This is a genomic window from Streptococcus sp. HMSC062B01 (genome assembly GCF_001811085.1).
In the GTDB taxonomy this organism is placed as follows: Bacteria; Bacillota; Bacilli; order Lactobacillales; family Streptococcaceae; genus Streptococcus; species Streptococcus gordonii.
In genome coordinates, this window is the sequence record NZ_KZ672806.1 from 1 (window position 1) to 25,950 (window position 25,950).

Genomic DNA, 25,950 nt, shown 5'->3' on the forward strand with positions numbered 1-25,950 from the left:
ATTTTTTCTGTCTAACTTTTGGGGTGCGGTTCACAGCTGGCGCCTCTTTTAACTATCGTTGCAAATGCCGGAAAAGATTTTTTAAAGCACGATGAAATTCTTGACTATTATTTACAGGCTCGTGATATCTGTAAAATATACGAGCACAAGCTCATGATGGCTAAGATTGATCATTTTTTAAAAGATAAGGATAGGTGACTTCAATCGTAATAAGTTATAATTACCAATTAGCTAGAAACGTAAAAGTGGAGAGGAACTAATATAGTTTTCTCCACTTTTGTTAATATCCCCTCTTCCATTTGTATCCCGCCAAACTTACTAATACAAGTAAAACTAAATTAAAGATGATAAAGAAAATCGTAAAACTAAATAATCCATTCTGTGCCAAATCTTCCGTGTAAAGTTCAGTCTCTGTAAAGAACAGATAAATTCCATATCCCTCCACGAAAATAAGAAAACTGACAAAACCAATAAGGAAAAGTCCACTGGCAATAAGAAAGAGTCTCCATAAAAGAATGAGAATTCCTCCTACTGATAAAAAAATTACTGGGACAAGGAGTAAATCATTCATGACTTTCTCCTTTCTAGTCAATCAATTGACAATAATGGGTGGCAAGAGAGGAATCAAATACCTCTAGCTTTTGAACTAAGTCCAAATACTCCTCTTTCTCATGTTCTTCAAAGTCCACACCTCGATGATTCTGAAGAGCGATTTCCAATTGACTAGTGAGCTCTCGTTTAGAAAAACTGTAATCCCCCGTCACTTCCTCAAAATGTTCCTTTAGTTCCTTGTAGGCATGGTATTCTTCAGGTGTTTGAAATCCCTGTACCAAAGCCTCTTCTAATTGATAATAGGTATCTTCCATCATAATTGTTACCTCTTTTCTTTCTATCTTTATTCTACCGCGCTTTCCTTTTCTTGTCCGCTATTTGTATCTATTTTTTACTCCAATTCAAAAGAAAGTTGTTCTTGCTTTTCTTTTCCTTTTTCATGGAATTGTCTTAAGGCCTGATCAATAATATCTAAATCCGTTTCCGTTTCAATCAATGGCGCGAGTACATCGTATTCGGCCTTTTTAGTTTGATAATCCTCTTCCTTTGGAAAGTTTTTCTCAATTTCTACCTTAGCAGTATTCCATTTATCCTTTAATTCATCCAATAAGTTCTGAGTTTTCACTTGGTCCTCTTTAATGTGATCAATCGTATGCTGAAGCCTTTGAATTGTCCCCAAAGGAGAGTACAAATCTAAACTGACAGAATATTGATTTTCTCCTACAATCTTAACAGAGAAGGTTTCAGGAAGAGGTTGATTTGTTGGAAGACTAAGCATTTTAATGTCAAATCCTCGATAACTTGCTAGGGTACGAAATTCTTTGCTGTCAGATTGATTATGACGGATAAGACGGTGTAGGGATTCACCTGCTTCAGCTCGTTGCTCAAAAGCTTGCTTACCTACTGTCATAGAAAATGATTGGTCTTTCGACATTTCAGACTGTTGAATGTCGCCTTCATACTTGCTTAATCGTTTCTCAAGAATGGGAATATTTTCTTCACAGTAAGAGATTGTATGACGATAGTGATCCTTGCTGCGTTGAAAGGCGCGTCTTTGATTTTCTAATAGAGTTAGATCATTCTCTAGTTCCATCTTATATTTGAGATATGGATTACCTGTTGCTAGTGCTTTAAAATCAGAAGCTGTCATGGTCTGTTCATCAATGTCTTCCGCAGCACGAATCGGCTCCTTAGAAGTCATAATCTGCTTAATATAACGAAGTTTGTTCTCCTGAGTTGCCCATAGATAATTATCAAATGAACCTTTGGTAATGTAGTGGTAAATATCCACTTCCTTGTTTTCATTTCCCTGTCGGATAATCCGTCCATTGCGTTGCTGAATGTCACTTGGTCTCCACGGTACATCCAGGTGATGAACTGCTTTCATCTTGCTCTGAACATTTAAACCTGTTCCTCCTTTTTCAGTTGAGGCAAGTAAGATCCGCACCTCTCCTGCATTGACCTTTCGAGACAAACTATTCTTCTTTTCATCACTATTGGCATCATGTACAAAGGCAATTTCCTTACTAGGGACTCCTCTATCAACTAATAAAGCCTTAATCTCAGAATAAACATCAAAGCCATTGTCCTTTTTCTTAGGTGTTCCAATATCTGAAAAAATCATCTGAGTAGCCTTATTTTCCATTCCTTCACGATAAATTCTTTCAACATTATCCACTACCTGAAGCAGTTTATGATTGTCTGCTAGACTATAACTAGAGTCTAATAAACGCATATCAATAGCTAGTTTCCGTGCCTCACCTGTTATCTTTAACATGTTATCCTGGCTTGGATCAACTGTTCCACATTTAACCGCATCTGACCTCATAACTAATTCTTCTAAATAGAGTTTCTGGTTTTCAGTTAACTCACTCTCAATAGGTATAATACGAGCTTCTGGAACAGGTAAATCCAACATATCTTGTGTTTGAATGTCGGCTGTTTCTTTATAGATTTTCATCAACTCAGGTAGATTGACAAACTTTTTAAATCGTTTCTTAGGTTGGTACTTATCCCCTGTAGGAGCTAATTCCATAGAGTTTTGAATTTCTCCAAAAGCACCTACCCAAGAGTCAAAATAATCAACTTGATAGCGTTTTAAGATATCCGGTTGAATGTAGTTCATCATAGTATACAACTCACTAATAGAATTGGAAACAGGTGTTCCTGTCGCAAAGACAATATTTTTAAAATCATGTTCTTCCTGAATCTGTCGAACCTTCATTTCCATATCCACGTTCTTCTTAGAGGTTGTATTGGTAATCCCTGCTACATTTCCAAGTCCAGTAATTGGACGAATATTTTTAAAGTGATGTGCTTCATCCACAAAGAGAAAATCAATTCCTAAGTTCTCAAAATCAATAAAACTATCACGATTGAAACGTTGGAGTTCTTCCAATTGTTTCTCTAGACCACTTATTGATTGTTCTGCTTCTTTAACGGTATACTTATTTTCAGAATGTGTTTTAATCTCTCGTAGTTCATTGAGTTTATCCTCGATATAATTCATCTGTCTTTCTTTACTGACAGGGATTTTTTCAAATTGAGAATCCCCAATGACAATGGCATCGTAATCTCCTGTAATAATACGTGACACAAATTGTTTTCTTCTCGCCTTCACAAAATCTTTCTTAGTGGTCACAAAGACTTTTTTAGTAGGGAAAAATTTCATGATTTCTTGGCCAAATTGAGCAGACAAACTAGAGGGCACCACATACAAGGGCTTATGAACCATCCCCAACTCTTTTAATTTAAACCCAGCACCAAGCATGGTCAAGGTCTTTCCTGAACCTACCTCATGAGCTAATAAAGCTCTTTTTTCTTCTACGATTCTTTGAATGGCATTCTCTTGATGAGGGCGAAGACTGATGTTTTGTGCCAAGCCATCAATGACTAGATGCCTACCATCATACTCTCGACTAACCGTTCGATTATAAAGACGATTGTAACTTTCTTCAATGACTTGTTGGACTTCTGGATACCGTGAGACAAATTCTTGAAAGAGCTCTTGTAAATGCTGCTCTTTTGCTCTTAGAACAGAGGTTTTTTCCAAATCTGTGATGGTCTTTTTCTTTTCCCCTTCCGTAACAGTCATAGTAATAGTCGGTTGGTTCGAATTAAGTAAATTCTCAAAAATCTTTCTTCCTGTATCATAACGTGAGCCACTGACTCCAAGACTACTATCTTTGGCACTTGGATAGCGATAAGCAAATGATGTCCTTAAATGAACCTGCCCATCGACAGGATTCACTTCAATGACTTGTTCAACATCAGGCGAAGACAATTCAAATTCACGGTTGGTAAAACATTCAAAGGCAAATTTACCATAAACGGATTGAGGAATCCAACGTGACCCTATTTTAAACTCAATATCTGCCAGATGAATCCTTGGAGGGCGAACAGATTCTAACAAATCTAAAGCATGAGACCAGTCACATTCTTGATTGTTTTCCTCTACTAATAGTTGAACTACTTCTATCTTGTTGAGAATATCTCCTGACAAAAACTGGTTCTTAGAAAGATATTTTCTTTCCCCTCTTAAATAGCTTTCTGGATCCATTAAGATCTGGTCACCCAACTCATCTAAAATAGCTGCTTGGCTATGTTCAGGGTAAATTGATACCATATAGTCTATATCAACCCCTCTACCATCTGATAAACTGGAGTTTAGGGCATCTAAAGCCGTTGAAACTCTTGTAATCACTCTCTCCGGCCTAACCAATGCTTTCTCAAAGGCTAAAGATTTTTTATATTTTACTTTCTGATCTTTAGAATCAATGTATTCATCTTCTAAACTTGCTAGTAAAGAATACTTATCGTCACTATCAAATAAGTTCCGATTGACTGAGACATTCAAGTATCCAAATTGGCTTACAAACCGATCATAGTCACGATTGAGTTTACTAAGTAATACCTGAAAATCTGTCCGACTATAATCTGGATGGCGTTGGATTTCAATTAAGGCTTGATATGTCTCTCTCAAATCAACCATACCCTTAATGCGACTAATATCCTTATCCGATAAGGGGTTTTCATAAAAGACCGTTTTTTTGAACAAGCCCTTATATTTCCCTCTTTTACTCGCTTCTTCTGACTTGTATACATCTAGTGCTTCCTCATCTGTCAAATGAAGTTGCACGAATCGATCTATTTTATGTTCAGACAAGGAACTGTCCCAAGCTTTAAAATCTCCCTTCTCATCTACATAATAACTAATCTCGTCTACTTTTGAACTTTTCCGAATGCCATGCGTATCTCGATAATAAATTTGATTTCCCTCATATCCAAAAGAATATAGAGCTAAGTTCTCACGTATATGACTTGGGATAGAATTATCCACTTCTTCTTGGATAAAAACAGGTGCTTTCAAAGAATTGTCAATTTGTTTAGGTGCTTCTACATTCTCTAATGCTTTCATTATTTCAGTAGCTAATGTTTCTGATTCCCCCTTAACATTGAGGGTTCCTCCATTAAAATTACGTACCTCATATTCACCCAAAACTTGTGTATTGTATTTCCCATCAAAATAAGGATTGATCCAGACACGCTTATCCTCCTCAAAGGGAATAGAGCCACTAAAGACAAGTTCCTCCTCATTAAGATTCTTTGCTTGATCCTTTTGAAAGAATAGGAGATCTGTGGTCACTCGAGTACCTGCAATCTTTTTAAAAGCCGTATCCGGCAAACGAACTCCCCCTAAAAAATGAGTGTTGGTTTTAATCTCTTGTAAGACATTATCTGTCCGCTTATCCATTGTCCCGATAGATGAGATAATCGAAACTTGTCCCCCGTCTCTTACTAAATCAAGTGAGTGTTTGACAAAGTAGTCATGAATCATATAAGGTTTATCATAGTTTTTATCGGCAATGCGAAAATTTCCAAAAGGAACATTCGTTAAGACTAAATCAAAACTATTATTTTGATAGGGAACTTCTTCAAATCCTCGCACTTCAATATGGGTATTGGGGTGGAGTTGTTCTGCGATTGCGCCTGTCACACTGTCTAATTCAACCCCATAGAGTTCTGACTTCTCTCGTATACTTCTAGGCATCGCCGCAAAGAAGTTCCCAGTCCCCATAGAAGGATCTAGTATCCTTCCTCCTTCAAAACCATCATCCAGTAATTTTTGCCAAATCTGGCGAATAATCATTGGGTCTGTATAATAGGCTGTAAGAGAACTTTGTTTCATGGTGGAGTATTCTGATTTACTTACTAAGCTCCTAAGAGTTAAACGTTCTGATTCGTACTTTGGATTGAGTTCATCGAAAAATTCATTGGCAAGACCGCCCCAGCCGACATACTTGGCGAGTAGCTCTTGTTCTTCTGGATTCGCTTGTCGTCCCTCTTTTTCTAATCTTTTAACAAGTTCAATTGCGGCGATATTCGTTTCAATCTTTTCTCGATTTGTCTTAGGATAAAAGTCCTCTAAGTCATCTGGAAAAACAAAATCTTGAACAGTAACATCCGTCTCTTCTATACCTGAAATTAAAGGTTTTGTTTCCTTGTCCTTTTCCTTTTCATTATCTTCTTCCAGGTAGGAAAACAAATCTATTTCCTGACTTTCACTTGATGGATCAATCTCAATCTCTGAATCTTCTTTTTCAAGTTCTACATGAGACAACACTTGTTCAATCTCTTCCAAACTGTTCAAGTATAAGATAGGATTCTCTTCAAATAACTGGTTGGAATCACTGAATAGTTCTAGGCGAACCAAGTCATTTAACTGAGCATTTTCAATCGAAACCAACTGAAATACTTGTCCTTTATAACTTACTTGTGAACCAATTGGATATTCCCTCAAAGCTTCTTCTACAATTTTATCGACATTAGAAAAAGAGTTCGTTTCTTCCGTTTCCTGTTCAATATCACTTGAAGGAGATAAAGATTCCTCTACTTGATTAGACTTTTCTCTTATAGCTTTCACTTCATCAAAATGAGTAATAATCTTCAGCTTTTGTGTCAGTGGGAGTTGTGTGTAGTTTTCTTCATGATGGACAAGATCCGTAACGGTATCTAAAGTAGCCATCAATTCTGAACCCAAATAGGCTAGAACATCTCCCTCTTTTTCTTCAAAATGAATCTCAAGAACCTCTTTTTTTAGTTCTTTGGAATCAACCATTAGAAGAAACTTCTCTATATCTCTACTAATGCGATCAGATAGATTATTCGCAACCCGATAGACATTGACTAAATTGACATCCTGATTCTGATAAAATACAAGCTCACTTAGTTGTTCTAGTTCTTCTTTTTCAGATTGAATGTGAAATCGAGTGGAAAGGTTATAGGTTGCGACTTCTAGAACCAAGTTTTTCTCCCAATTGCTTAATTGAGATAATTTACTTAGACCTGCTTGTCCAAAATTTCTTGTGTAACTTTCTAAATCTTGGTCATTATTTTCAGAACTGGCCTCTAGGAAAGAAACAATATCTTGATGAAAAGAATAGACATGAGGTATCTCTTTTATCTTTCCCTCTTCAGTCAAAAAACTCTCTACTAAGTCCTGCCATTTCTCATCAAAATGTTGTGCTTGATAACGAAGAAATAAGTCCATTTTCTCTCTATCTTTTGGAATTGTTCCACGAAACATAGCCAATAATTGCATTACTTCCATACTTGCTCCTTTCATCTATACGAAAATAGGAGAATCACATGATTCCCCTACAACTCTATCTCCATTTCAACCTCTTGAGGACTGGTTTCTAAATCACTAGACAAAAGAGAAACGGCATCTGTTCTCATGTAGTAAGTATATAAGTCTTCAAGGTCTTGTTCGTTTTCAATCCCTGTTTCAATACTAATCAGAGCCTGTATAAATTCCTTGTAGTGACTCTCCATCATATCTGAAATCTTTTGTTTCATTTCCATAAATACTGAAGACGGTTCAGTTATACTTGTTTGGTCTATGTCTTGTAAATCCTTTTCTAAGGGATTGGTTCCTTCTTCTACTTCCACTAAATCTGAACGTCCATCACCATCAGAATCTGCGCTAAGAGGATTGGTTCCTAGCGCCAATTCTTGAGCATCAGTCAGTCCATCTTGATCCGAATCACGTTGATAAATGGCTTCCATATACTTCCTTCTTTCCTAGTTAATCTTTTTTCACTCCAATCCTACCAAATATTCCTTGAAAGAAGTATCACAACAAAAAAAGAGAACGAGCCAAAACTGCGTTCTCCTTAAAATGATAGAATATTATTATCAAAGTAAAAAGATGACTTACAGAATCTGTAAGCCACCTAGTCAGTCGGTTTATTCTGGTGTCTGCCACCGCTTGGCCATTACGTCCAAGATTGCTATCGGATTTTGTTCTGGTGTCCGCCACCGCTTGGCCCTTATGTCCAAGATTACTATCAGATTGACCATGAGCCGACCACTCATCTACACTATTTATTCTACCTGAAAATGGTTAAAATTTCAAGTGTAAACTCTTCTATTTCGTAGTATAGGCAAAACTAATGGCACTATCTGCTTGAGAGATTTTTCTAAAGGTATAGTTAGGATTGCCACCATAGTTTGTTTCAGAAACTAGGAAAGAACCATCATCATATACTTTCTCTACAAAAGCCACATGACCGTAGATGGCTGGTGTGCCATGTGTACCTCCCACAAAAGAAACAATTGCACCTGCTCTTGGTGTAGAGCCAGTTTCCCCACCAAGACTTGAAGCTGTCGCAACCCAGTCCTGACCATTTCCCATGGTATTAATGATTGAAATCTTTTCTCCATTTCTACCTTTTAATTTTAAGCCTAACTGGTTCATACGAGCCGCAACACCCCATGTACATTGTCCATAAGCATAAGCCATACCATCTCCACCACCAGGAACAGAATGATCATACAAGTCTCCACGAACACCTTCAAGGGATTGCGGGTCACTTTTTGCCTGACCTCCATTTGTTTGGCTAAAACCTTTTTCAATTTGGTAATACCATTCCGTTGCTCTGGTTTGTCTTTCCAGTAGTTTGTCACCAGTATTTCCCTCCCAATAGGTGAGGAAGAGTTGGGCCAGATTGGCTGCACTGCCTGTATTTTTAAAGAAATCCTTTAACCAACTTTGATAGTAAGGACTATCCCCATGAAGCATAAAATCAAGTTGTAGGTCTAAATCATACCATTTCTTATTTTGGGTGCGTGCATAATTTAACAAAGCTGTATGCCGTGTTGACCCATCTGCGGTATCCGTCCATTGCCCTAAACCTAGACCTCTATGAAGAATATTAGGATAAGCACCTCCATAAATGGCTGGACCTCCAATCGCTAACCAGGTTTCATCATCCCATGAGGAATCGGTAGCGCCAACTGGAGGAGATAAATAATCTCCTTCAGCTCGTTTAGGATTGATAGAAGACTCTACAGACCAATTTCCTAAAATTGCCGCAATGGCTTGGGGACTTGCCCCTTGAGATTTCAAAAACTCATAAATATGTTTCGCTCGTTCAAACTCATCTCCGCCAAACTGACCAATGGCTGGCAAGATAGTGGTCTGAAGTTGAATGACTTTTGGAAAATAAAATTGCGGATTGACATACACCAATTTTTCTTTCTTGTTTTTATACTTTTGATAGGAAACTTTCAAACCTGTATCGTCTGGTGTTTCACCAATAATATCACCCGTTAGAACTCTTGTCCCCTCAATAGCACGGTCATTATGAATAGAATACAAGGTCAATCGACTCTCATTCTCTCCTTTTCCGTTAGTGAGAATAACATCATCTCCGTCTAGAGATACAACACCATCCATTGGTGCAACAATTGTTTGGTGCGCCTTCGCTTCTAGTAGAATATACTCCTGAAGAGTAGGTTTTCCGTCTAAATCATAGTATCCATAACGATAAGTCATGGTTAGACTATCTTCGTTGCTTTTCCCCTCAAATGGATTGTCCAATTCCTGCATGGAAGCATAGACACCCTCTTCTTTTAGTTCCTTTATTTCCTCTTGATCGTCTTTCGAGAGTTTATACTTAGGAGTTTCATAGAGGTCTTGCATGGATTTCAAATCATCCCCATCGTTTAAATCATGCCACAAAGTAGACAGATAATCCTTGTAAGTTTCTGAACTAAATAAGTGAACTGGTTTGTGTAACTCATAGTCATGGAATTTAAAGTTCATATACCCCATCACATCATCAACTTTTGTGTAATAAGTAATTCCTTTGTCATTTGTGCGAGTATGTTCTGCATCTTCCCAAGTTAGGTGGGTATAAGCTTTTGTTAATTCAAATTCATCTTGTTGAATTAAACTAGCAGATGAAAATCCTAAAAAGAAGCTCATCATAAGTAAAAGAAGAAAGACTATTCCTCCAACTATCCAGGTTACAGGATTTCCAGCCGCAAATGTAAAGAAGGAAAAGGCTGCTTTTAGTTTTTGATAGATATTTCGGACAGTTGTAAGACCTTGTTTCTTTAATTTTCGAAACCGATTTTTAAGGGAACTTGGGTTATCTTTCGCTAGTTTCCATCCTTTTCCATCCTTAAAATGATGGTATCGCTCTTTTGTGTTGGTCAGTCTTTTCTTGGTAAAACGACCTGATGCTTGTCCTGTTTTGACACTAGCTTTTCCAAGGTTATAAGAAAGGCGACTGTAGCGTTTTCCTTTTCTAATTGTCTCTTGAAGTGTGCGATAGCCTTCTAAATCTTCATTATCTGAAGCTAACTCTCCACCTTCACGTCCAAGGACATAAAGAAAAGTTTTGGCTTTCCTACTGACTTTTTTGGACTTATAGGCTTGTTTAGTAGATTTTAGATCCTCTTTTGCGGCCTTGACTTCTTTCTTAGCTTTTAATTCTTCTAAACTCTTGCCTTGAAAGAAAAAATTAGATTTATGTTTAGATTCCTGACCGTAGAAAAATTTTTGATTGGTTTTTCTTTCTTTACGACCCTCTTTTCTTTCTTCTTTTGCTTCTTCCTTTGCTTCCTTAAATTGCTTCTTGGCTATTTTCAATCGTTTCCTAGCATGAGGCAACAGTCTGTCTCTTAATTCTTTGCGATTTAAAAGAGAAGGAGGACTATTTTGAAGAATATGATTGTAGTCTTCATTTGCTTGTTTTACTCTAGGCTTTGATGCTTCTCTCATCTCCTCTAGCTTTTCCTTTATCTCTTTTTTCCATTCTTTTTCATCCAGTACAGCGGAATCTTTTTTCTGTTTCTTCACCTCCTTCTTTCCTTGTTTCAAGAATTTCTTCTCAACTTTTAGACTTCTTCTAAATGCCTTTCGGGCACGTATGATTTTTCTTTTATCCTTCATTTCACTTCCCCTTAATTAGAAGCCATTTTATCAGGATCCGTACTCATGATATCAAACAATTGAGTACCTTGAGGAATCTTATTTTTAAAGGGAACGACAACGGAACCAGCTTTTATTAGTCCAGCCCCTTTTTCTGGATTGACAAGGTATTTTTCAAGTTCTTTTGACAAACCTAAGAGTTGAACCAGTTCTTCTCGGTCATTTTTTGCTTGCTTGAGGAGAATCATAAATTCACTATTTGCAATAATCCGTCTACCATTTGGATCTAACAATAAGGTTTCGACGTTTTGAGTTATTCCAGTCGGACTGGCTCCATATTTTCTGACACGACTCCACAATTTAAAGAAGAAATCACTGGCATATTTATCTAATAAGAGAAGCTGCATTTCATCAAAATAAATCCAAGTCTTCTTCCCTAATATTTGGTTTCGAACAACACGATTCCATATCTGATCAAACACTACCATAAGAGCGATTTGTTTCAGCTCATCTCCTAACTTTTTAACATTATAGATTAAGAAGTTAGATCCTGTCTGAATATTGGTCTTATGAGAAAAAATATCAAGAGAACCTTCGACATACAGTTCCATATCAAGTGCCAAATTCTGCGCTTCTTCTTCTGGTTGTTGACTCAAGACAAAGACCCATTCTTCCAAAGAAGGCTCTTTAAATGACTGATAGGTGAGTCTCGTAACTCGGTCGATAATCGATTTTTCTCTTCCATCCATTTTCCTATCCAATAATTTGCCGATAAAGGATAAAAGAAATTCTGATTTTACCTTTACAGGATCCTCATCCATATTTTCTTCAGACAAGTCAAGGACATTGAGATAGGTTTGGGAATCAGGCGCAATATCAATCATTTCTCCACCAAAAGCCCGTCCAATGATACTGTACTCTGCTTCTGGATCCACAATGATAATTTCAGTATTTTCACCAGATTCCTTGATTTTGGTCGTGATAATTTCATGCTTGGTTGCCATCCCTTTCCCAGCTCCAGATGTCCCTAAAATCAGACCAGACGGTGTATTTAATAGGCTGCGATCAATGGTAATAATATTACTTGATATTTGATTGATACCATAATATTTCCCACTACGATCTTGTAAGTCTACTGAAGTCCAAGGTGAGTTCACTGCTATATTGGACGTTAATAAACTCCGTGATACTCCCTCTAAAAAATCACAACCAAATGGCAGCAAACTATTAAAGGCTGCTTCTTGCATATATGGAAGTTTATCAATCATTAGGTCATTTGAGCCGGCCACTTGTTGGATAGTGTCTAGGGCTTGTTTGAGTTCTTCTTCATCCTGACCAAAAACCCCAATCAAGAAGACCGTTTGAAATAGTTTATCTCCTGTCTCGGTCATGGTTTTTAAGAGTTCCTCAGCTTCATCGATATTGCTTTCTAATACATGACCTACTTTTTCCAAATAGATACCTGTACGAGCTAGTTTTTGTTGTTCCCCAATCTTTTGGGATTCCATTAAGGTTTTCTTTGTTCGTAGTTTCTTCATGGCATCTGCCTTGGTCGAACTTTGAGCATGAAGGCTTACAATCAATTCCAGATCTCCTTGCATGAGGTCTCGGATAAACTGATCCCCTAATTCCATACCGTAGTCTCTCACATAGACAATCTGTAATAAGCGGTCATTGATTTGTAGGTAATTCTTGTTTTTAAAATCCAAGAGATTAGGTGCTATGAAGTGACGAGTTGTCTGGCCAGATCTCGTTAAATCACGATATGAAAAAGGAAGATGGTGTTCTCCTCTAAGCATATCTGCCAACAAGTTCACCCGTTCTTCTCCAGTCAAGGATCCAAATCGAGCATCAATTTCTGAGAAACCACTCTTGAAATATTCGCCTATTTGAGACAAGGAACGATAAGCTTGTTTGGGATTAGAATCCTTTCTACCAAAACTAATCAGTTTCACAGCCGAAAAGTTATTTTCACCACTATCTAAATTTTGATTCATCATCCGATTCAATTCTTTACGATAGCTATCGTACCCATCTTCTTTTTCCTCATACAAAACACTGTGTCTGAATTTTTCTAAATTCAATCTTTTATTAAAAATGGTCAATTGGAAGTTGGTTTGGTCATCTAAAGAGTTAATCAAATCAGAATACTTCTCAATGATTGCTCCCTTATCTTCTAAACCAACAGTCTGGTAATTGACATCACCAAGTAAATAGCTTTGTGAAAAATAATCTTCTTTTACCTGCATCAGACCATTTTGATACAAGGCTTGATAGGAAAGAGTATTAGCCGTTGATGGTAACACTTCCTCTTTTTTATCTTTAACTTCTTCCTTTTTATTAGTCGTTGAAGTTTTTTGTTTCTTTAATGTATTTGATTTTCTTTTCATGTTCAAGTCCTTTCTTTCCTGAAATTGTGCGTAGGGGTATCGTTAGTTCAAAATGAAGACGGTATTTCAAATAATGTTCAAAATTTAAATCATTGGGTTTATAGACTCCAAAAAGCAAGAGGGGGATGGTAAAAGCAAACACAAAACCGTAAACAAACCAATCTCCAAATTGCCAGAAAAAGAGATTCAAGCCCAAAACAATAATTGTGACAATAAAGGCTGGTAAAACAAAGATGATTTGTCTTGTGGTGAAACCTAACCAAGCCCTGTGTTGGTATTTTGAGATGTCTTTAAAGACACGTGTATTCATGACTTTCCTTTCTAAAAAGGCTAAGAAGCAACCACTTCCTAGCCTTTATCTAATTACATACCTAAGATTGAGCGAGCAGTACGTTGAGAACCAACGAGGGCAATAATCAGTAAGATAGCTTGTACCAAACTACCAAACATAATCGCAAGTGATTGCAGGACTCCTGCACCATTTGAAACAGCTATTTTACCAGCAGATTCAAACAAAGGAACAAGAGAAACAATCAGAAAAATAAGAACCCCTTGTACCGCATAGACCATAATATTTTTTAAATAGCCTATACCAATAGACTTCCATTCATCACTTAAAAATGTTGGAATCGTAAGAGGGGCAAATGGGATCATAAGGTAGAGTTGAATAAATCGAATAGATACCAAAAGATTAACCATGGCTGCACTTACTATCCGAACTAGCCAAATGAGAAGGGCGAAAAAGCCCACAATCATCCGGCCAATAAATCCTGACCCTTTTAATCCAGAGAGTGTATCATACTTTGCCCCACCGTGAGCCACAATCGAGGCCACTTGTTCAATGGCATGACTCGCAATCCCGATGATGGCTTCTACAATGACGGTAGTGTTGGTAATTACAACTGCGACCATAATATAACTAATCAGCATTGGCGCTAAGGCTTCAAAGGTCATCGCTCCACCTGAGTTAGCAATTTTCTTTGCCATCTTCGAAAATTCTAGGATGAGAACAACCGATAAAATCGCAACTCCAAGGGGCTGCATGACACTTTTAGTAATACTAGACATATAAGTCCAAACAGTTGGATTGTAGCTTGATAGGGATTTAATCAGATCTACCGTAGATTGTAAATCCACATTAAATCCTTCAAATAAATTTTCAGCTGATATTTTTTCAGATGCAAGGTAAACAAAGGGTGAGACTAAACTAAGATTCATGTCATTGTTTATCCTCCTAAATTGAAATCTGGGTTACAAAGGCTCCAGCAGCCCCGACCATAACACCACCGACAATTTCAAGAATGGCATTCCGAACACCTGGTCCACCATCTTTAATGTTGGTTGCAAGGTTGACAATCCCTACAACAACGAGAAAGGCACCAACCGCAATCAATCCCTTCTGTAACAAAGACATAGCTTGTGCAAACATAGCACTTGCGTCTACTCCATAAACAAAACCTTTAAAATGCGTAATCATCTATTTCCTCTTTTCTATTTTTATTTTAAACTAGATTCAAAAGTTAGATCACGAATTCTAAGGCCGTCAAGATGATTTTCTTGTCTTTGATTCAAAGGATTGATCTGATAGTTCCACCACCGTTCATCGGTTTCTTGATTGGCTAGGTATTTCCAGTTTGGATGCTTAGTGGAATTGTACTTTTTGCTTTTAAAGACAGGCATATTGGCAATTCGAACCAGGCATTCATGTCGTTTCATATTTCCGACTTCATCAGGTGTCATTAAATCACGAGCAATCTTTTGATGAGAAAGGGATCCTGAACCTGTCTGGCCAAAGGAACGACTAGTATTTCGAACATCAATGGTTTGTTTACCGAGTAAGCCACTCATAAATTTAAAGGTATCTTCATCATTCCCACCTAAGTAGACTAAGCTATCACAGTTCCCAAGAATGGTTTTCCAAGCTTCTTTTTCTTTATAGAGTCCTTGAAGTTGGGCAATATTTTGAAGAATGGGAACGAGACTCATATTACGAGAACGAACTGTTGAGGTTTGTTCAGCAAAATCTGGAATTTCTCCGATATTTGCGAACTCATCTAAGTAAACTCTCACATGAAGAGGCAATTGACCCTTAAAATCAATATCTGCTTGTCTTGTTAGGGTTTGAAATACGGTTGAAAAAAAGAGGGCTGAAAGAAAGCGAAAGGTACTATCGTTATCTGGGATAACTAAGTAAACCATTGATTTTTCCTTGCCCCATGTCTTCATATCAAGGGTATCTCTTTTGGTCAAATCCATGACACTTTGAATATTGAAGAGGGCAAATTTAGCAGTGGTTACAGCTATAACAGAATCCAGAGTCTTATCCTTATAATTTTGAAAATCTGCCCAATTTCGCATGGTAAAATTTTCAGTCCCATACTTTTTAGCATAATTTTCAAATAGAATTTCTAAGACACTTTTTTCTTGGTTTTCACCCTTGGATAGGTGTTTAATGAGTTTTGAGATTTCAGCAAAACTTGGATAACGCCCTCGTTTTTTTCGCTCTTCCACTTCTTTTTTTTGACGTTTCAACAAGTTTTGGTATTCCTTTTGACTCAAACGACTCTCTTCAATGAGCTGTTCTCTTGTTTTAGGTGGGTTATAGAAATCGACCAAGTAGGAGGCTAAAGCTCGTACCAAAGTCATAGAAGCTTCATCCCAAAATGGATCACTACGGGAGCCAGAGCCTTTGGTGTTATTGAAATAAACCGTCAGCATGCGATTCAAATCGTTTTCTGTCTCTATATAGCGAAAAGGATTAAAGCCATCTGAGTTCTTCATATTGACTAAATCTAACACCTTTACTTGGTAGCCATGTTCTAAAAAGAGTTTGCCTGTTTTTTCGGCCAAGTGATCTTTAGGATCCACTACAATATTAGAACTATTCATCTGAATCAGATTGGGTTTCACAAAGCGAAAGGTCTTCCCACTTCCTGAACCTCCAATCACCGCAATATTCTTATTTCTATCATATTGGGGTGGTTTTTTATCTAATAATGTCAAACGAACATCTTGTGCTAAGATCGTATCATGAGAAAATTCTTTACCGTAAAAGAGCTTCTTTTCTTTTAGAGTTCCAAAACGGGCGCTCCCGTATTCTGCCCCTTCTCGGTATTGTTTTTTGCCAGTCTCTAAATAGAGATAAACCAGCAACATCATCACAAATCCTAGTAGAAAAAAAGCACTTGATTTTCCAGTAAAGGAAACATTCCATGGCGACTGAAGAACTTCATCTTGACCTTCCATCAGAAGATGAGTCCATTTATCTAAGCTATTTCCAGTATAGGAATCATACAAAAGCGTCAAACGATGAAAAAGATAGCCTAGTAAGATTCCTAACAGTGAGAATAGTAGGAATTTCTTTCCACTGTACATCATCTCACCATCTCTTTCTGTTTGACGGCCCCTTCTTGTCTAAAGGTAATTTGGGATTTAGCCTCATCAATTGCTTGGTCTAAAGACTTATCCATGGTAAAATCAGCTAATTTCTCTGGATCATTAACCATTTTTTCTAACAGATGGTCTAAATGATTGTCTAGAATCGAACGGTCTTTCGTGTAGAAATGCAGAGAATCCCCTTGCCAAGCGATGGCTAAAGGAATCTCTTCTTTTTCTAAAAAAGCTTTAAATTTCTCTATATCAATTGATTTGTCTAAAAAATCTTTTTTCAGATTAATTGTATCAATCGCATAGGGAGATTGTAGCAATTCTTCTAATTTCTGTACCCCTATTTTATAGGCGGAATCCTGTGCTAAAGCCTGACGTCTAGACCATTCTAGAATCTTTAAGAGACTTTTTACAGTAAATAAAAGACTACGCTCTGCATATTGAACCGCCATTCGTTCCTGTTGTTCAGAGGACATCTGATGCCTCCTCCTTAACAAATAGCAGCTTTCCTTCTTTAAAACGATAAGCTATCAATTTCTGACGTTGCTTAATCGACTTGACAACCTGCAGTAGATCTCTAGAATAAGGTTCTCGAAGAGTAACTTCTACTGCTTTCCCATCAACGATACCAACACGTTTAAATTCAATGTAGTCTTTTTTGAGATGTCCTAAGCCCATACCAAAAGGAAAGTGATGAATCAATTGGATGGTACAACCATCTTTATTTCCCATTTGTTTCAAATCATACAAGTTTACTACCTTCATGATTAACTCCTTTATCTAGTTTGTCGCATCGTTTAAGTCTGGTAACGATAAACTCCGTGTCTGTTAGAAAATTCTCACACACGTCTTGTGCCAGTTGCCCTTCACAGGGAAATACTCTCAGTCCCTACTTACACAGGCACGCTAATCAAGACGGAGTGGATTCAATTTTCAAAGAACAGGTAGCTTTATTATAGATAAGAGTAGTTGAAATTTTTATCACATTTTTGGGGTTGTTGGAATAAAAAAAGCAACTCACTGCTTTACGAATGAGTTGCTTTTGTACTAAAATATTTGTTGCATAATTTCCCTAATGACCTGAACAGAGTTATCAAATGAGATATCTTTAGCATACTTAAATTGGCGTTGATAACGAATCCATAGCTCTTTCTGATAATCAGAAATTTCAATTCCTCTCACTTGTTCTTCCCAATTATAAATAGTATCTTTACTTTTACGTTTTTCTGCCGTATTCTCAAGTGCATTTTTTAATACTTCTAGATTAATCTCTTCTTTTCTAAGTTTATACAAGGTGAAAAGATCATATCGATCACGTGGGCGTGTCGAAGCTAATCCCCTACTGATGATCGTTTCTAACTTTTCAGCAAGTACAGTCTCTAGATTATATGTCCATATCTTGATGCTTTCATTAGTAAAGATAGAAGTCATTGAATAAGTAATTTCTCTTGGTGTGATCTTATCACCAGTAGTAATATCAATAAAAACAACTTCCTTTAATGTATCAAAAGTTGCATTTAATTTTAATGAAAATCCTCCATATTCATCATCTTGGCGAATAGGTTCTAGCTTATCTACTGAAAATGAAAATCCATCAGTTTTAGAACAAAGAATCTCTTCAAAGATATGAATCAAATTTTCTCTGCTCATTTCGGTTCCCTTCAGAGTGACATCTAAATCCATTGTGGTTCGCTTATCTAGTCCAATCATTTGACCTATTAGATACCCTCCTTTTACAATGAAGGAATCTCTATAAGAACTAGTAGAAATCAGCTTTAATACTTGCTCAATTAAATAATGTTGTTGTACTTGTTGAGCTGGAATTCCCTTATCTTTTGAAATGTTTTTGATTTTTGCTTTAAAGCTATTCGCATTTGAAAACATTAAGATAGTACCTCCGTATAAGATTGTAACTTATCAGTTACTTTAAATAGCTGGGCATAATAAAATAATTTGTGTAATTGAATTTTATTTTGTTGAAAATATTTTTTAAACGCTGGTGCAATAATTTGAAGATCCACCTGATGAACTGGTCTTAGACATTCAACCAAAACTCGTTCAACTTCATAAACTTTAATAAATTGACCAGGAAGGCGCTCTATTTCAATAATTCCTTCACTATAGTGAGAGCGTAAAATAATAGGACATATATCTGCTTCCTTAATGTTTTTGGTATTCGTACCATAAGGAAAACTCATCGTCATATTAAAAGGGATAGTCAAAGATAAACCATGTAACCAAAGTGCTGTCTCCAAAGAAAAGATTCCCTTTGGAAATCGATACTGAAGGACAAACCACTCATCTAAATAAATATCAGGTAAGCGATATAACCCTTTTTCTTCAGCATCGATTTTTCCTTCTGCAACCATTTTTAATAAGGTTTTGTAGTGTAAATTTTCATCTATTACTTGTTTAAAAGTTAAAAAACCATACTGATTGAAAGAGTTCATCAGTTTCTCTCTTTTATCAACCATATCATTCTCCTTTCTTAGAAATAAAATGCTAACACCTACTATATATGTTAGCATTTTATTTCTTTAAAATCAATTCATTTAGTTTTTTTATTTCAAAATTAATCCATGCTTAAGACAGACCAGCTATTATTAAAGAAAAAATAAGACATAGACTGATAGGTTCCACACCAAATGTAGCCCCATACTGCCCCATAAGTCCGATTTGTATCGCACAAGCCCTAAAAACATCCCAAGTGAAACATACAAACACCAAGCTAAAATGGTTCCTGGATGATGAGCTAAGGCAAATAAAATACTTGTCAAAGCAACTCGAATATCTAATTTTCTAACCAGGTTCCATAAAATTTCTCGATACAGAAATTCTTCAACCATACTCGCATTGATTAATAACAATAAAAATGAAAACCAAGGGACTTGATGTTGAAGGCCAATTAAGTTTGCTTGATTCGTAGTTCCTTGAGCATGGATTAGGCTAAAACATAGATTTATAATCAGTAGGCTAACGAATCCAATACCAAGCCATTTCATCCTAGTTTTCATATTGACCTTGACAACTTGTTTTCGTTGACCATACATCCATAAAAAAGAAATGAGCGACGCACAATAGAGAATCTGTAGTATGGTTAACTCACTAATACAAAGCAATTTCAGTAAGTATAGGGATACCAATAAGACATTTACTTGTTGGAATATATAAACTGGAATTATTCTTTTCATAGTTACCTCCGAAATAAATCTTCATAATCTAAATCTAATACCTGCACAATCCTTTCTACCCATGGACTTTGAGGCATTCGTTGTTCCATCTTGTAGTGGCGTATCTTTTGATACAAACGATTCAATTCACTTGGATAGTGAAACTCTCCCGCAAACATTTTTCTGGTTAACTCAATCCAGCTGATATTCCTTTCAGCCAAAATAATGGACAAGTTCTCCCAAAATCGTTCTGCCATATTGATTCTCCTTTAGTTAGATAAATAATGTGTTTGTGCCATGTAAATCAATTGTTTCGTATCTCTTGGCAATAAAGCTCTAGCCTCCTCCAGATTCAAATTTGGATAAACTCGCTTATTTGAAACCGCAAGAGGAAGTCTGATGGTTAGTTCAGGATTTTTTAATATCATTTCGATGAAATCTGTTAATTTTAGGTTATCTCGATTCTTAAAACGTAATAAATTGGGAGATAAAAACTCGAAACAATCTGAAGAATAGCTCATCATCTCAATTAATTTATCCTTTGTCATTTCAGAAATAGAATGAGGAGTGACATCTATGCCATACTTTTGAAAGAAATCCAAAAGAAGTTGATTTCTATGACAATTTTTACTTAGATAGAGATCAATCATGGGAGACCTCCCAAAGATTCGGTTCCATTTGATATTCTGAGACGATTAAGGAATCTAATAAATTTGAGAAGTTAATCGGTTTCTTGTCTTCATCATAAGCTTTTACAGTTACTTGGGTTGTAAGTATTCCCTCTTTTCCCTCGGCTCGATAGCCTTGTCCATATAAAACAAAAACAAGATTTTGATGATCATCTACAAAGGCATCAACCCCATTCTTTATGTCTTGACTTTCAAGGAATTCCATCACGTTTTGAAGATAGGATTCGTAAAATAGTGGGTAGTTGTGTTTTTTATGGTAATCATCTAAAAATGTTACTTCAAACTCACATGGATAATTGGGTATCAAAAATAATTGTTCATCCAGCTGTTTGATTTCTGCATCATGTAATTCTGTTTCTAATTCATCACAATCTAGTATTGATTCTTTATTTAATGCTTTCATCTTTTTCCTCTATTTCTTTTAATTTCTTTGCGATTGCGGCAATCACAGGAACGGTTACACTATTACCAGCTTGTTTATAGAGCTGACTATTACTAGAGACTCTTCTAGCAGCTTCAAAAGCCCAATCAGGAAAGCCCTGCAAGCGAAAACACTCTTTAGGAGTGATTCGTCGTATCCTCAGACGGTAAAATTGTTCATCTATTAATATACCGGCTACATGATAAACTTGTTTATCTTCTCCTTCATAACTAGCAACTACTACTCCCATTTGTCCACTAGTTGTTAACGTATTAGCTATACCTTTTCCAACTCTACCACGACGATACTGAGAACTTGGTCTTTCCAAATTGATTGAATCTCCTATTTCTGCTTGAGCGTATCCTTTTTTCGTTGCTTCCCGGACTTTTAGAAATTGGATTGGTTCTGGAATCAGTATTTTGGGGATTTTATCTCCACCTTGCATCGTAGTCAGTGTTGGAGATAACCCCTCACTTCCATAGACACGACCGGTCTCCTTAAAGCTAGTCGGTAAATCTCCAACAACGACAATGCCCTGACGATCCTGAGTATTTAAAGTAAACATTGGCTCTTGGTTTTCCTTAAAGCGTCTACCATTTTGTCTCTTGTCTAATCTATCTGGTGTCATACAAGGAATCGCAATCTTAAATCCTTCTCCTTTCCCACGAACTAAGGTTGGCGCAAGACCTTCTGAATAATAAACTTTACCGCTCATTCCACTTTTTGATGGATTCAAATTTCCTAATGTTTTTAAAGTCTCAGAGTTAGTTGCTTGACCTTCTCGTCTGAAAGGAAATAAGAGTCTGATACCTTTCTTTCTAGAATGTCCGATAATAAACACCCTCTCTCTATTTTGGGGAACGCCAAAATCCTTACTGTTAAGCACCTGCCACTCAACATCAAACCCCAACTCATCAAGTGTGGTAAGGATTGTGGTGAACGTCCGTCCCTTATCGTGATTGAGTAGGCCTTTAACATTTTCAAGAAAAAGAAAACGTGGTTGGATTTGTTTGGCCGCCCGAGCAATTTCAAAGAACAAAGTTCCTCTAGTATCTTCAAATCCCAATCGTCTTCCTGCGATTGAAAATGCTTGACAAGGGAATCCCCCACAGATGATATCGACTTTCCCTCTAAGTTTTTTAAATTCGTCATCTGAAACATCTCGTATGTCATGAAATTCAATTTCTCCTTCCGTTTGAAAAATGGACTTATAAGATTCTCTAGCAAATTTATCAATCTCACAAAATCCAATACACTCGTGTCCGACACTTTCCATTCCTAGTCGAAAACCACCGATACCTGAAAATAAATCAATAAATTTCATTTCTTTATCACCCCTTTCTGATCGACTATCAATGTCCAAAGAGTCACACCACTTGAAATGAAAATGAGCATAACTAATATCCACTCGATTGGTGACATTTAACCACCTCCTTTTCTAACACGGTTATTCCAAACGGAATATAGGCCATTAAACACAAATTCAGCAAGTACTTCCGCACGTCTAACAAAGCGAACATTGTCAAGAGCATACTGATAGATTCTCTCAAAATCAGTCATAGCAATTTCACTGGCTGTTTCAGAAAACCCCTCTCGTCTAAATTGATCTTGCACCAATCCCCAAATATAATCTCGATCATATTTTGTGACGTTTTCTACTTTTCTTTTCAAGATAGGTTGAGTATTCCTATCCTCCTCATCCTCACTAAATAAAGAATCAGTCTCACTATAGTTAGTCTCACTAACTTCAGTCTCACTAGGGGCCGAATATGAGACGGGGGCCGTTTCATTTTCAACCTGCCCTAGTCTTTTTTTAACACTAGGCCTGTCAGAAATAGATACTGGGGTAGAAGATAATTCCCCTAAGTAAATCTTATTGGCTAGTCTTCCTTTCTCACTTGAAGACTGTTGAACTTCATCAATTAAGTCATATTCTTTAAGAGTCTTTTTGATGGACAGTAATTTGGACTTCGAACAACCTAACAGCCTCATCAGTTTAGAATTAGAAAATACTAAATAGACCGCGCCTTCTTCATCTATCCAACCACGATTGAGAGATAATTCTAAGCGATCTTTTAAAATAGAATAAGCCACCTTTACTTCTAGTTTCATATCCATATATTTCTCATCTTCAAAAAGAATCTTAGGTAATTTATAATACCGTTCTGAAGTTTGGTATTGATTTGCGGTAATTCGTTTCATAGCACTCCTCCAAGTTCTTTGAGTATTAAATCTCCACTTGATTCCAATCGAACCAAGCCACTTTTTTCTAATTCAGCCATAAGAGATATGGCTTCAACAATGTCAATTCCCATTTCACGTACTAAAAATGAAATGACAATATAGCGTGATGATTGTAATTCTTTTGTCATTTTCCCTCCAGAAAATAAAAAAAGGAGAACAATATTCAACTGTTCTCCAAAATAATTTTATTAAAAAGAAAAACCCTGCCAAATTAATTTTTGGTAGGGTTTTTGGCAGGAAACTAAATTAATTTATCAGTTTCTAAAATGTGTTCACGATTCTAAAAGGCTGATACTATAGTATTCCGAATTCTAATTGGTATATGCCTCTTATTTAAGAGTAACTGAAGCTCCTGCTTCTTCCAATTTAGCTTTGATTTCTTCAGCTTCTGCAGTTGCAACGCCTTCTTTGATAATACCAGGCGCACCATCAACAAGTTCTTTAGCTTCTTTAAGACCAAGACCAGTGATTTCACGTACAACTTTGATAACGCCAACTTTTTTGTCACCAGCAGCTGTCAATTCAACGTCAAATGAATCTTTAGCAGCACCAGCGTCAGCAGCACCAGCAGCAGCTACAGCTACAGGAGCAGCTGCAGTTACACCAAATTCTTCTTCGATAGCTTTTACAAGGTCGTTCAATTCAAGGATTGAAGCTTCTTTAATTTCAGCAATAATGTTTTCAATGTTCAATGCCATTGTTATTTCCTCCAAATAAGTTTTTTAATTTTAAATATTTTTTCGTAGCTAGGCTACGCTGCGTAGCTTAAAATTAAGCTGCGTCTTCTTTGTTGTCTGCGACTGCTTTGACAGCAAGTGCAACGTTGCGCACTGGCGCTTGAAGTACAGAAAGGAGCATAGAAAGAAGTCCTTCGCGGTTTGGAAGAGTTGCAAGTGCAAGAATCTCTTCTTTTGATGCGACAGCGCCTTCGATTGCACCACCTTTGATTTCAAGTGCATCAGCGTTTTTAGCAAAATCGTTCAAGATTTTCGCTGGTGCGATAACATCTTCGTTAGAAAATGCTACTGCAGATGGTCCAACAAAAACTGATGCAAGATCTTCAAGACCAGCTTTTTCAGCTGCACGACGTAAAATTGAGTTTTTGATAACTTTATACTCAACTTCGCTTCCACGAAGCTCACGACGAAGAACTGTATCTTGCTCAACTGTCAAACCACGAGCGTCAACAACGACGATTGATGCAGCAGCTTTCATTTTCTCAGCTACTACGTCAACTAGTTCCGCTTTTTTAGCAATAATTGCTTCACTCATTAGTGTGTTCACCTCCGTAATTATTTTGCTTGGGGAATTTTTCCAAAAGAAAAACGCGCCCAAACCTAGACACGAAAGTACAATACGCTTCTTTTTACATGATACGTTTTGTCCTCGGTAGGATCTTTATGAGTCTAGCTCCCCTACTGTCTTAGGCAGTTTTTTCAAACCATTGATAATCATATCATAGATAAAAAAAGATTGCAAGACTTTTGTGCAATCTTTTTAAAATATTTTTTCAATCAAACCTCTTATTTATCAAGATAAGGAGACAAGTCCTGCAGGGAGCGCTCAGCAATCTTCTCATAGCGCTCTTTCTTATCACGGATCCGAGGACCTTCAAGCTCTTTGATAATGCCAAAATTGACATTCATGGGTTGGAAATGCTTGCTGTCAGCATGGGTAACATAATGAGGCAGACTTCCAATAGCAGTCGTTTCTGGAAAAACAAGTGCTTCTTCTCCATTGAAGAGTCGAGCGGCATTGATACCAGCAACCAAACCAGAAGCTGCTGACTCAACATAGCCTTCGACACCCGTCATTTGTCCTGCAAAGAAAAGATTGGGCTGTTTCTTAGAGCGGAAAGTCTGTTCCAGCAGATTTGGAGAGTCCATATAGGAGTTACGGTGCATGACACCATAGCGGACAAATTCTGCATTTTCAAGGCCAGGAATCATTTGAAAGACTCGCTTTTGCTCGCCCCACTTTAGATGAGTTTGGAAGCCGACTATGTTGTAAAGGCTGCCTGCAGCATTATCCTGTCGAAGCTGCACCACAGCGTATGGTGTCTTAAAATCTCCGTCACGAGGTCCTTGGTAGTCATCTGGATATTCTAAACCAACTGGCTTCATCGGTCCATAAAGCATGGTTTTAATGCCCCGCTTAGCCATAACTTCAATTGGCATACATCCTTCAAAGTATTTTTCTTTTTCAAAGGAATTAAGCGGTGCTTCCTCAGCGTTAACCAAAGCATCATGGAAATCCATAAACTCTTGCTTGGTCATGGGAGCGTTGAGGTAGGCTGCTTCGCCCTTATCATAGCGGGATTTGAGATAGACCTTGGTCATATCGATGGTATTAACGTCGATGATCGGCGCTGCCGCGTCGTAGAAATAAAAACCATCGCCTCCATTGAGCGCGTGAATTTTTTCGGCCAAAGCATCGCTGGTCAAGGGTCCTGTCGCAATGACTGTGATGGCATCCTCCGGAATTTCAGTGATTTCTTCACGAATGACCTCGATCAGGGGATGATTGGTCACCAACTCCGTTACCATCTGAGAAAAACCTTCTCTATCAACCGCTAGAGCACCACCTGCTGGTACCCGAGTCGCCTCTGCTGACTTTAAAATGACCGAGTCCAACCGTCGCATTTCTTCTTTTAGTAGGCCAACTGCATTGGTCAGTGCATCTCCTCGCAGAGAGTTGGAGCAGACCAGTTCTGCAAAGTCGGTAGTTTTGTGTTGAGGCGTTGACTTAACACCCCGCATTTCATAGAGTTTGACTGGGATTCCACGCTTGGCAATCTGGTAAGCCGCTTCACTACCAGCCAGACCAGCACCGATAACATTGATATAAGATTGAGACACGACACTAATACCTCTTT

At 37.3% G+C, this 25,950-nt stretch carries 25 protein-coding genes and 1 other annotated feature; of the genes, 1 reads left to right on the top strand and 24 read right to left on the bottom strand.

What is annotated here, in order from left to right:
• Nucleotides 1-280 precede the first annotated feature (280 nt).
• From HMPREF2780_RS08760 to HMPREF2780_RS08775, 4 genes are all read right to left on the bottom strand, one after another.
• Complete coding sequence (locus tag HMPREF2780_RS08760; protein ID WP_199774062.1) at nt 281-571, bottom strand: DUF5966 family protein; 291 nt, start codon at nt 569-571, stop codon at nt 281-283.
• A 13-nt stretch (nt 572-584) separates the two neighbouring features.
• Complete coding sequence (locus tag HMPREF2780_RS08765; protein WP_037606821.1) at nt 585-869, bottom strand: DUF5962 family protein; 285 nt, start codon at nt 867-869, stop codon at nt 585-587.
• Between the two features lie 74 nt (nt 870-943).
• On the bottom strand, nt 944-7,162 hold the full coding sequence (locus HMPREF2780_RS08770; RefSeq protein ID WP_233994393.1) for a DEAD/DEAH box helicase family protein: 6,219 nt from the start codon (nt 7,160-7,162) through the stop codon (nt 944-946).
• Between the two features lie 47 nt (nt 7,163-7,209).
• Entirely contained in the window at nt 7,210-7,620 is a 411-nt protein-coding gene (locus HMPREF2780_RS08775) for a thrombospondin type 3 repeat-containing protein (RefSeq protein ID WP_000387510.1), read from the bottom strand.
• Nucleotides 7,621-7,762: 142 nt separating this feature from the next.
• On the opposite strand from HMPREF2780_RS08775, the gene HMPREF2780_RS11660 reads away from it, so the two are divergent.
• The gene (locus HMPREF2780_RS11660; RefSeq protein WP_199774063.1) at nt 7,763-7,951 is read left to right on the top strand and encodes a hypothetical protein; all 189 of its coding nucleotides are present in this window, start codon (nt 7,763-7,765) and stop codon (nt 7,949-7,951) included.
• 30 nt (nt 7,952-7,981) lie between these two features.
• Here the strand turns inward: HMPREF2780_RS11660 and HMPREF2780_RS08785 are convergent, their stop codons facing one another.
• The 20 genes from HMPREF2780_RS08785 to trmFO all read right to left on the bottom strand — a co-directional run bounded on the left by HMPREF2780_RS08785 (nt 7,982) and on the right by trmFO (nt 25,933).
• Nucleotides 7,982-10,795 carry a phage tail tip lysozyme gene (locus HMPREF2780_RS08785; protein ID WP_105026532.1) on the bottom strand — a complete coding sequence of 938 codons (2,814 nt, stop codon included), beginning with the start codon at nt 10,793-10,795 and terminating at the stop codon, nt 7,982-7,984.
• A gap of 11 nt (nt 10,796-10,806) precedes the next feature.
• Complete coding sequence (locus tag HMPREF2780_RS08790; RefSeq protein WP_105026533.1) at nt 10,807-13,164, bottom strand: VirB4-like conjugal transfer ATPase, CD1110 family; 2,358 nt, start codon at nt 13,162-13,164, stop codon at nt 10,807-10,809.
• Nucleotides 13,115-13,474, bottom strand: coding sequence for a PrgI family protein (locus HMPREF2780_RS08795; RefSeq protein WP_105026534.1), 360 nt, complete (start codon nt 13,472-13,474; stop codon nt 13,115-13,117). The genes HMPREF2780_RS08790 and HMPREF2780_RS08795 overlap by 50 nt, the downstream gene beginning before the upstream one ends.
• Nucleotides 13,475-13,527: 53 nt before the next feature.
• Nucleotides 13,528-14,382 (bottom strand): VirB6/TrbL-like conjugal transfer protein, CD1112 family, encoded by an 855-nt coding sequence (locus tag HMPREF2780_RS08800; protein ID WP_001054259.1) that lies wholly within the window; start codon nt 14,380-14,382, stop codon nt 13,528-13,530.
• A 16-nt stretch (nt 14,383-14,398) separates the two neighbouring features.
• On the bottom strand, nt 14,399-14,641 hold the full coding sequence (locus tag HMPREF2780_RS08805; protein WP_000627865.1) for a hypothetical protein: 243 nt from the start codon (nt 14,639-14,641) through the stop codon (nt 14,399-14,401).
• Between the two features lie 20 nt (nt 14,642-14,661).
• Nucleotides 14,662-16,539: a VirD4-like conjugal transfer protein, CD1115 family gene (locus tag HMPREF2780_RS08810; protein WP_105026568.1), complete on the bottom strand. Its 1,878-nt coding sequence runs from the start codon at nt 16,537-16,539 to the stop codon at nt 14,662-14,664.
• The gene (locus HMPREF2780_RS08815) at nt 16,539-17,027 is read right to left on the bottom strand and encodes a hypothetical protein (RefSeq protein ID WP_105026535.1); all 489 of its coding nucleotides are present in this window, start codon (nt 17,025-17,027) and stop codon (nt 16,539-16,541) included. Before HMPREF2780_RS08815 ends, HMPREF2780_RS08810 begins: the two co-directional genes overlap by 1 nt.
• Complete coding sequence (locus HMPREF2780_RS08820) at nt 17,017-17,316, bottom strand: hypothetical protein (protein ID WP_105026536.1); 300 nt, start codon at nt 17,314-17,316, stop codon at nt 17,017-17,019. The genes HMPREF2780_RS08815 and HMPREF2780_RS08820 overlap by 11 nt, the downstream gene beginning before the upstream one ends.
• A 282-nt stretch (nt 17,317-17,598) precedes the next feature.
• Nucleotides 17,599-18,435: a nucleotidyl transferase AbiEii/AbiGii toxin family protein gene (locus HMPREF2780_RS08825; RefSeq protein ID WP_000492399.1), complete on the bottom strand. Its 837-nt coding sequence runs from the start codon at nt 18,433-18,435 to the stop codon at nt 17,599-17,601.
• Entirely contained in the window at nt 18,435-19,025 is a 591-nt protein-coding gene (locus HMPREF2780_RS08830) for a type IV toxin-antitoxin system AbiEi family antitoxin domain-containing protein (protein WP_105026537.1), read from the bottom strand. Before HMPREF2780_RS08830 ends, HMPREF2780_RS08825 begins: the two co-directional genes overlap by 1 nt.
• A 129-nt stretch (nt 19,026-19,154) precedes the next feature.
• Nucleotides 19,155-19,742: a CPBP family intramembrane glutamic endopeptidase gene (locus HMPREF2780_RS08835; RefSeq protein ID WP_105026538.1), complete on the bottom strand. Its 588-nt coding sequence runs from the start codon at nt 19,740-19,742 to the stop codon at nt 19,155-19,157.
• Nucleotides 19,743-19,744: 2 nt separating this feature from the next.
• Nucleotides 19,745-19,978 (bottom strand): hypothetical protein, encoded by a 234-nt coding sequence (locus HMPREF2780_RS08840; RefSeq protein WP_000840776.1) that lies wholly within the window; start codon nt 19,976-19,978, stop codon nt 19,745-19,747.
• 12 nt (nt 19,979-19,990) lie between these two features.
• Nucleotides 19,991-20,371, bottom strand: a complete 381-nt coding sequence (locus HMPREF2780_RS08845) for a thioredoxin domain-containing protein (RefSeq protein WP_105026539.1) — start codon at nt 20,369-20,371, stop codon at nt 19,991-19,993.
• Nucleotides 20,364-20,813: a hypothetical protein gene (locus HMPREF2780_RS08850; RefSeq protein WP_000645887.1), complete on the bottom strand. Its 450-nt coding sequence runs from the start codon at nt 20,811-20,813 to the stop codon at nt 20,364-20,366. The genes HMPREF2780_RS08845 and HMPREF2780_RS08850 overlap by 8 nt, the downstream gene beginning before the upstream one ends.
• Nucleotides 20,797-22,155, bottom strand: a complete 1,359-nt coding sequence (gene dcm, locus HMPREF2780_RS08855; RefSeq protein WP_105026540.1) for a DNA (cytosine-5-)-methyltransferase — start codon at nt 22,153-22,155, stop codon at nt 20,797-20,799. Before dcm ends, HMPREF2780_RS08850 begins: the two co-directional genes overlap by 17 nt.
• Nucleotides 22,156-22,253: 98 nt before the next feature.
• Entirely contained in the window at nt 22,254-23,033 is a 780-nt protein-coding gene (locus tag HMPREF2780_RS08860; protein WP_105026541.1) for a replication initiator protein A, read from the bottom strand.
• The gene (locus HMPREF2780_RS08865) at nt 23,030-23,203 is read right to left on the bottom strand and encodes a hypothetical protein (protein ID WP_078934346.1); all 174 of its coding nucleotides are present in this window, start codon (nt 23,201-23,203) and stop codon (nt 23,030-23,032) included. Before HMPREF2780_RS08865 ends, HMPREF2780_RS08860 begins: the two co-directional genes overlap by 4 nt.
• Before the next feature lie 201 nt (nt 23,204-23,404).
• A complete protein-coding gene (gene rplL, locus HMPREF2780_RS08870; RefSeq protein ID WP_008808621.1) occupies nt 23,405-23,773 on the bottom strand; it encodes a 50S ribosomal protein L7/L12 in 369 nt (122 codons plus the stop codon).
• Nucleotides 23,774-23,846: 73 nt separating this feature from the next.
• Entirely contained in the window at nt 23,847-24,347 is a 501-nt protein-coding gene (rplJ, locus tag HMPREF2780_RS08875) for a 50S ribosomal protein L10 (protein ID WP_012000594.1), read from the bottom strand.
• A gap of 38 nt (nt 24,348-24,385) precedes the next feature.
• Nucleotides 24,386-24,521: a sequence feature (ribosomal protein L10 leader region), on the bottom strand.
• A 77-nt stretch (nt 24,522-24,598) separates the two neighbouring features.
• Nucleotides 24,599-25,933: a methylenetetrahydrofolate--tRNA-(uracil(54)-C(5))-methyltransferase (FADH(2)-oxidizing) TrmFO gene (gene trmFO, locus HMPREF2780_RS08885; RefSeq protein WP_061598855.1), complete on the bottom strand. Its 1,335-nt coding sequence runs from the start codon at nt 25,931-25,933 to the stop codon at nt 24,599-24,601.
• Between the last annotated feature and the right edge of the window lie 17 nt (nt 25,934-25,950).

Excerpts from the sequence above, each read along its gene's own strand:
- HMPREF2780_RS08820 (WP_105026536.1), bottom strand. The coding sequence starts at position 17,316 with ATGAAGGTAGTAAACTTGTATGATTTGAAACAAATGGGAAATAAAGAT.
- HMPREF2780_RS08805 (WP_000627865.1), bottom strand. The coding sequence starts at position 14,641 with ATGATTACGCATTTTAAAGGTTTTGTTTATGGAGTAGACGCAAGTGCT.
- HMPREF2780_RS08785 (WP_105026532.1), bottom strand. The coding sequence starts at position 10,795 with ATGAAGGATAAAAGAAAAATCATACGTGCCCGAAAGGCATTTAGAAGA.
- dcm (WP_105026540.1), bottom strand. The coding sequence starts at position 22,155 with ATGAAATTTATTGATTTATTTTCAGGTATCGGTGGTTTTCGACTAGGA.
- HMPREF2780_RS08830 (WP_105026537.1), bottom strand. The coding sequence starts at position 19,025 with ATGGTTGATAAAAGAGAGAAACTGATGAACTCTTTCAATCAGTATGGT.
- HMPREF2780_RS08860 (WP_105026541.1), bottom strand. The coding sequence starts at position 23,033 with ATGAAACGAATTACCGCAAATCAATACCAAACTTCAGAACGGTATTAT.
- HMPREF2780_RS08775 (WP_000387510.1), bottom strand. The coding sequence starts at position 7,620 with ATGGAAGCCATTTATCAACGTGATTCGGATCAAGATGGACTGACTGAT.
- HMPREF2780_RS08795 (WP_105026534.1), bottom strand. The coding sequence starts at position 13,474 with ATGAATACACGTGTCTTTAAAGACATCTCAAAATACCAACACAGGGCT.
- HMPREF2780_RS08760 (WP_199774062.1), bottom strand. The coding sequence starts at position 571 with ATGAATGATTTACTCCTTGTCCCAGTAATTTTTTTATCAGTAGGAGGA.
- HMPREF2780_RS08765 (WP_037606821.1), bottom strand. The coding sequence starts at position 869 with ATGATGGAAGATACCTATTATCAATTAGAAGAGGCTTTGGTACAGGGA.
- HMPREF2780_RS08840 (WP_000840776.1), bottom strand. The coding sequence starts at position 19,978 with ATGGCAGAACGATTTTGGGAGAACTTGTCCATTATTTTGGCTGAAAGG.
- rplL (WP_008808621.1), bottom strand. The coding sequence starts at position 23,773 with ATGGCATTGAACATTGAAAACATTATTGCTGAAATTAAAGAAGCTTCA.
- HMPREF2780_RS08800 (WP_001054259.1), bottom strand. The coding sequence starts at position 14,382 with ATGAATCTTAGTTTAGTCTCACCCTTTGTTTACCTTGCATCTGAAAAA.
- HMPREF2780_RS08850 (WP_000645887.1), bottom strand. The coding sequence starts at position 20,813 with ATGAAAGCATTAAATAAAGAATCAATACTAGATTGTGATGAATTAGAA.
- rplJ (WP_012000594.1), bottom strand. The coding sequence starts at position 24,347 with ATGAGTGAAGCAATTATTGCTAAAAAAGCGGAACTAGTTGACGTAGTA.
- HMPREF2780_RS08770 (WP_233994393.1), bottom strand. The coding sequence starts at position 7,162 with ATGGAAGTAATGCAATTATTGGCTATGTTTCGTGGAACAATTCCAAAA.
- HMPREF2780_RS08825 (WP_000492399.1), bottom strand. The coding sequence starts at position 18,435 with ATGTTTTCAAATGCGAATAGCTTTAAAGCAAAAATCAAAAACATTTCA.
- HMPREF2780_RS08815 (WP_105026535.1), bottom strand. The coding sequence starts at position 17,027 with ATGTCCTCTGAACAACAGGAACGAATGGCGGTTCAATATGCAGAGCGT.
- HMPREF2780_RS08790 (WP_105026533.1), bottom strand. The coding sequence starts at position 13,164 with ATGAAAAGAAAATCAAATACATTAAAGAAACAAAAAACTTCAACGACT.
- HMPREF2780_RS08845 (WP_105026539.1), bottom strand. The coding sequence starts at position 20,371 with ATGATTGATCTCTATCTAAGTAAAAATTGTCATAGAAATCAACTTCTT.
- HMPREF2780_RS08835 (WP_105026538.1), bottom strand. The coding sequence starts at position 19,742 with ATGAAAAGAATAATTCCAGTTTATATATTCCAACAAGTAAATGTCTTA.
- HMPREF2780_RS08865 (WP_078934346.1), bottom strand. The coding sequence starts at position 23,203 with ATGACAAAAGAATTACAATCATCACGCTATATTGTCATTTCATTTTTA.
- HMPREF2780_RS08810 (WP_105026568.1), bottom strand. The coding sequence starts at position 16,539 with ATGTACAGTGGAAAGAAATTCCTACTATTCTCACTGTTAGGAATCTTA.
- HMPREF2780_RS11660 (WP_199774063.1), top strand. The coding sequence starts at position 7,763 with ATGACTTACAGAATCTGTAAGCCACCTAGTCAGTCGGTTTATTCTGGT.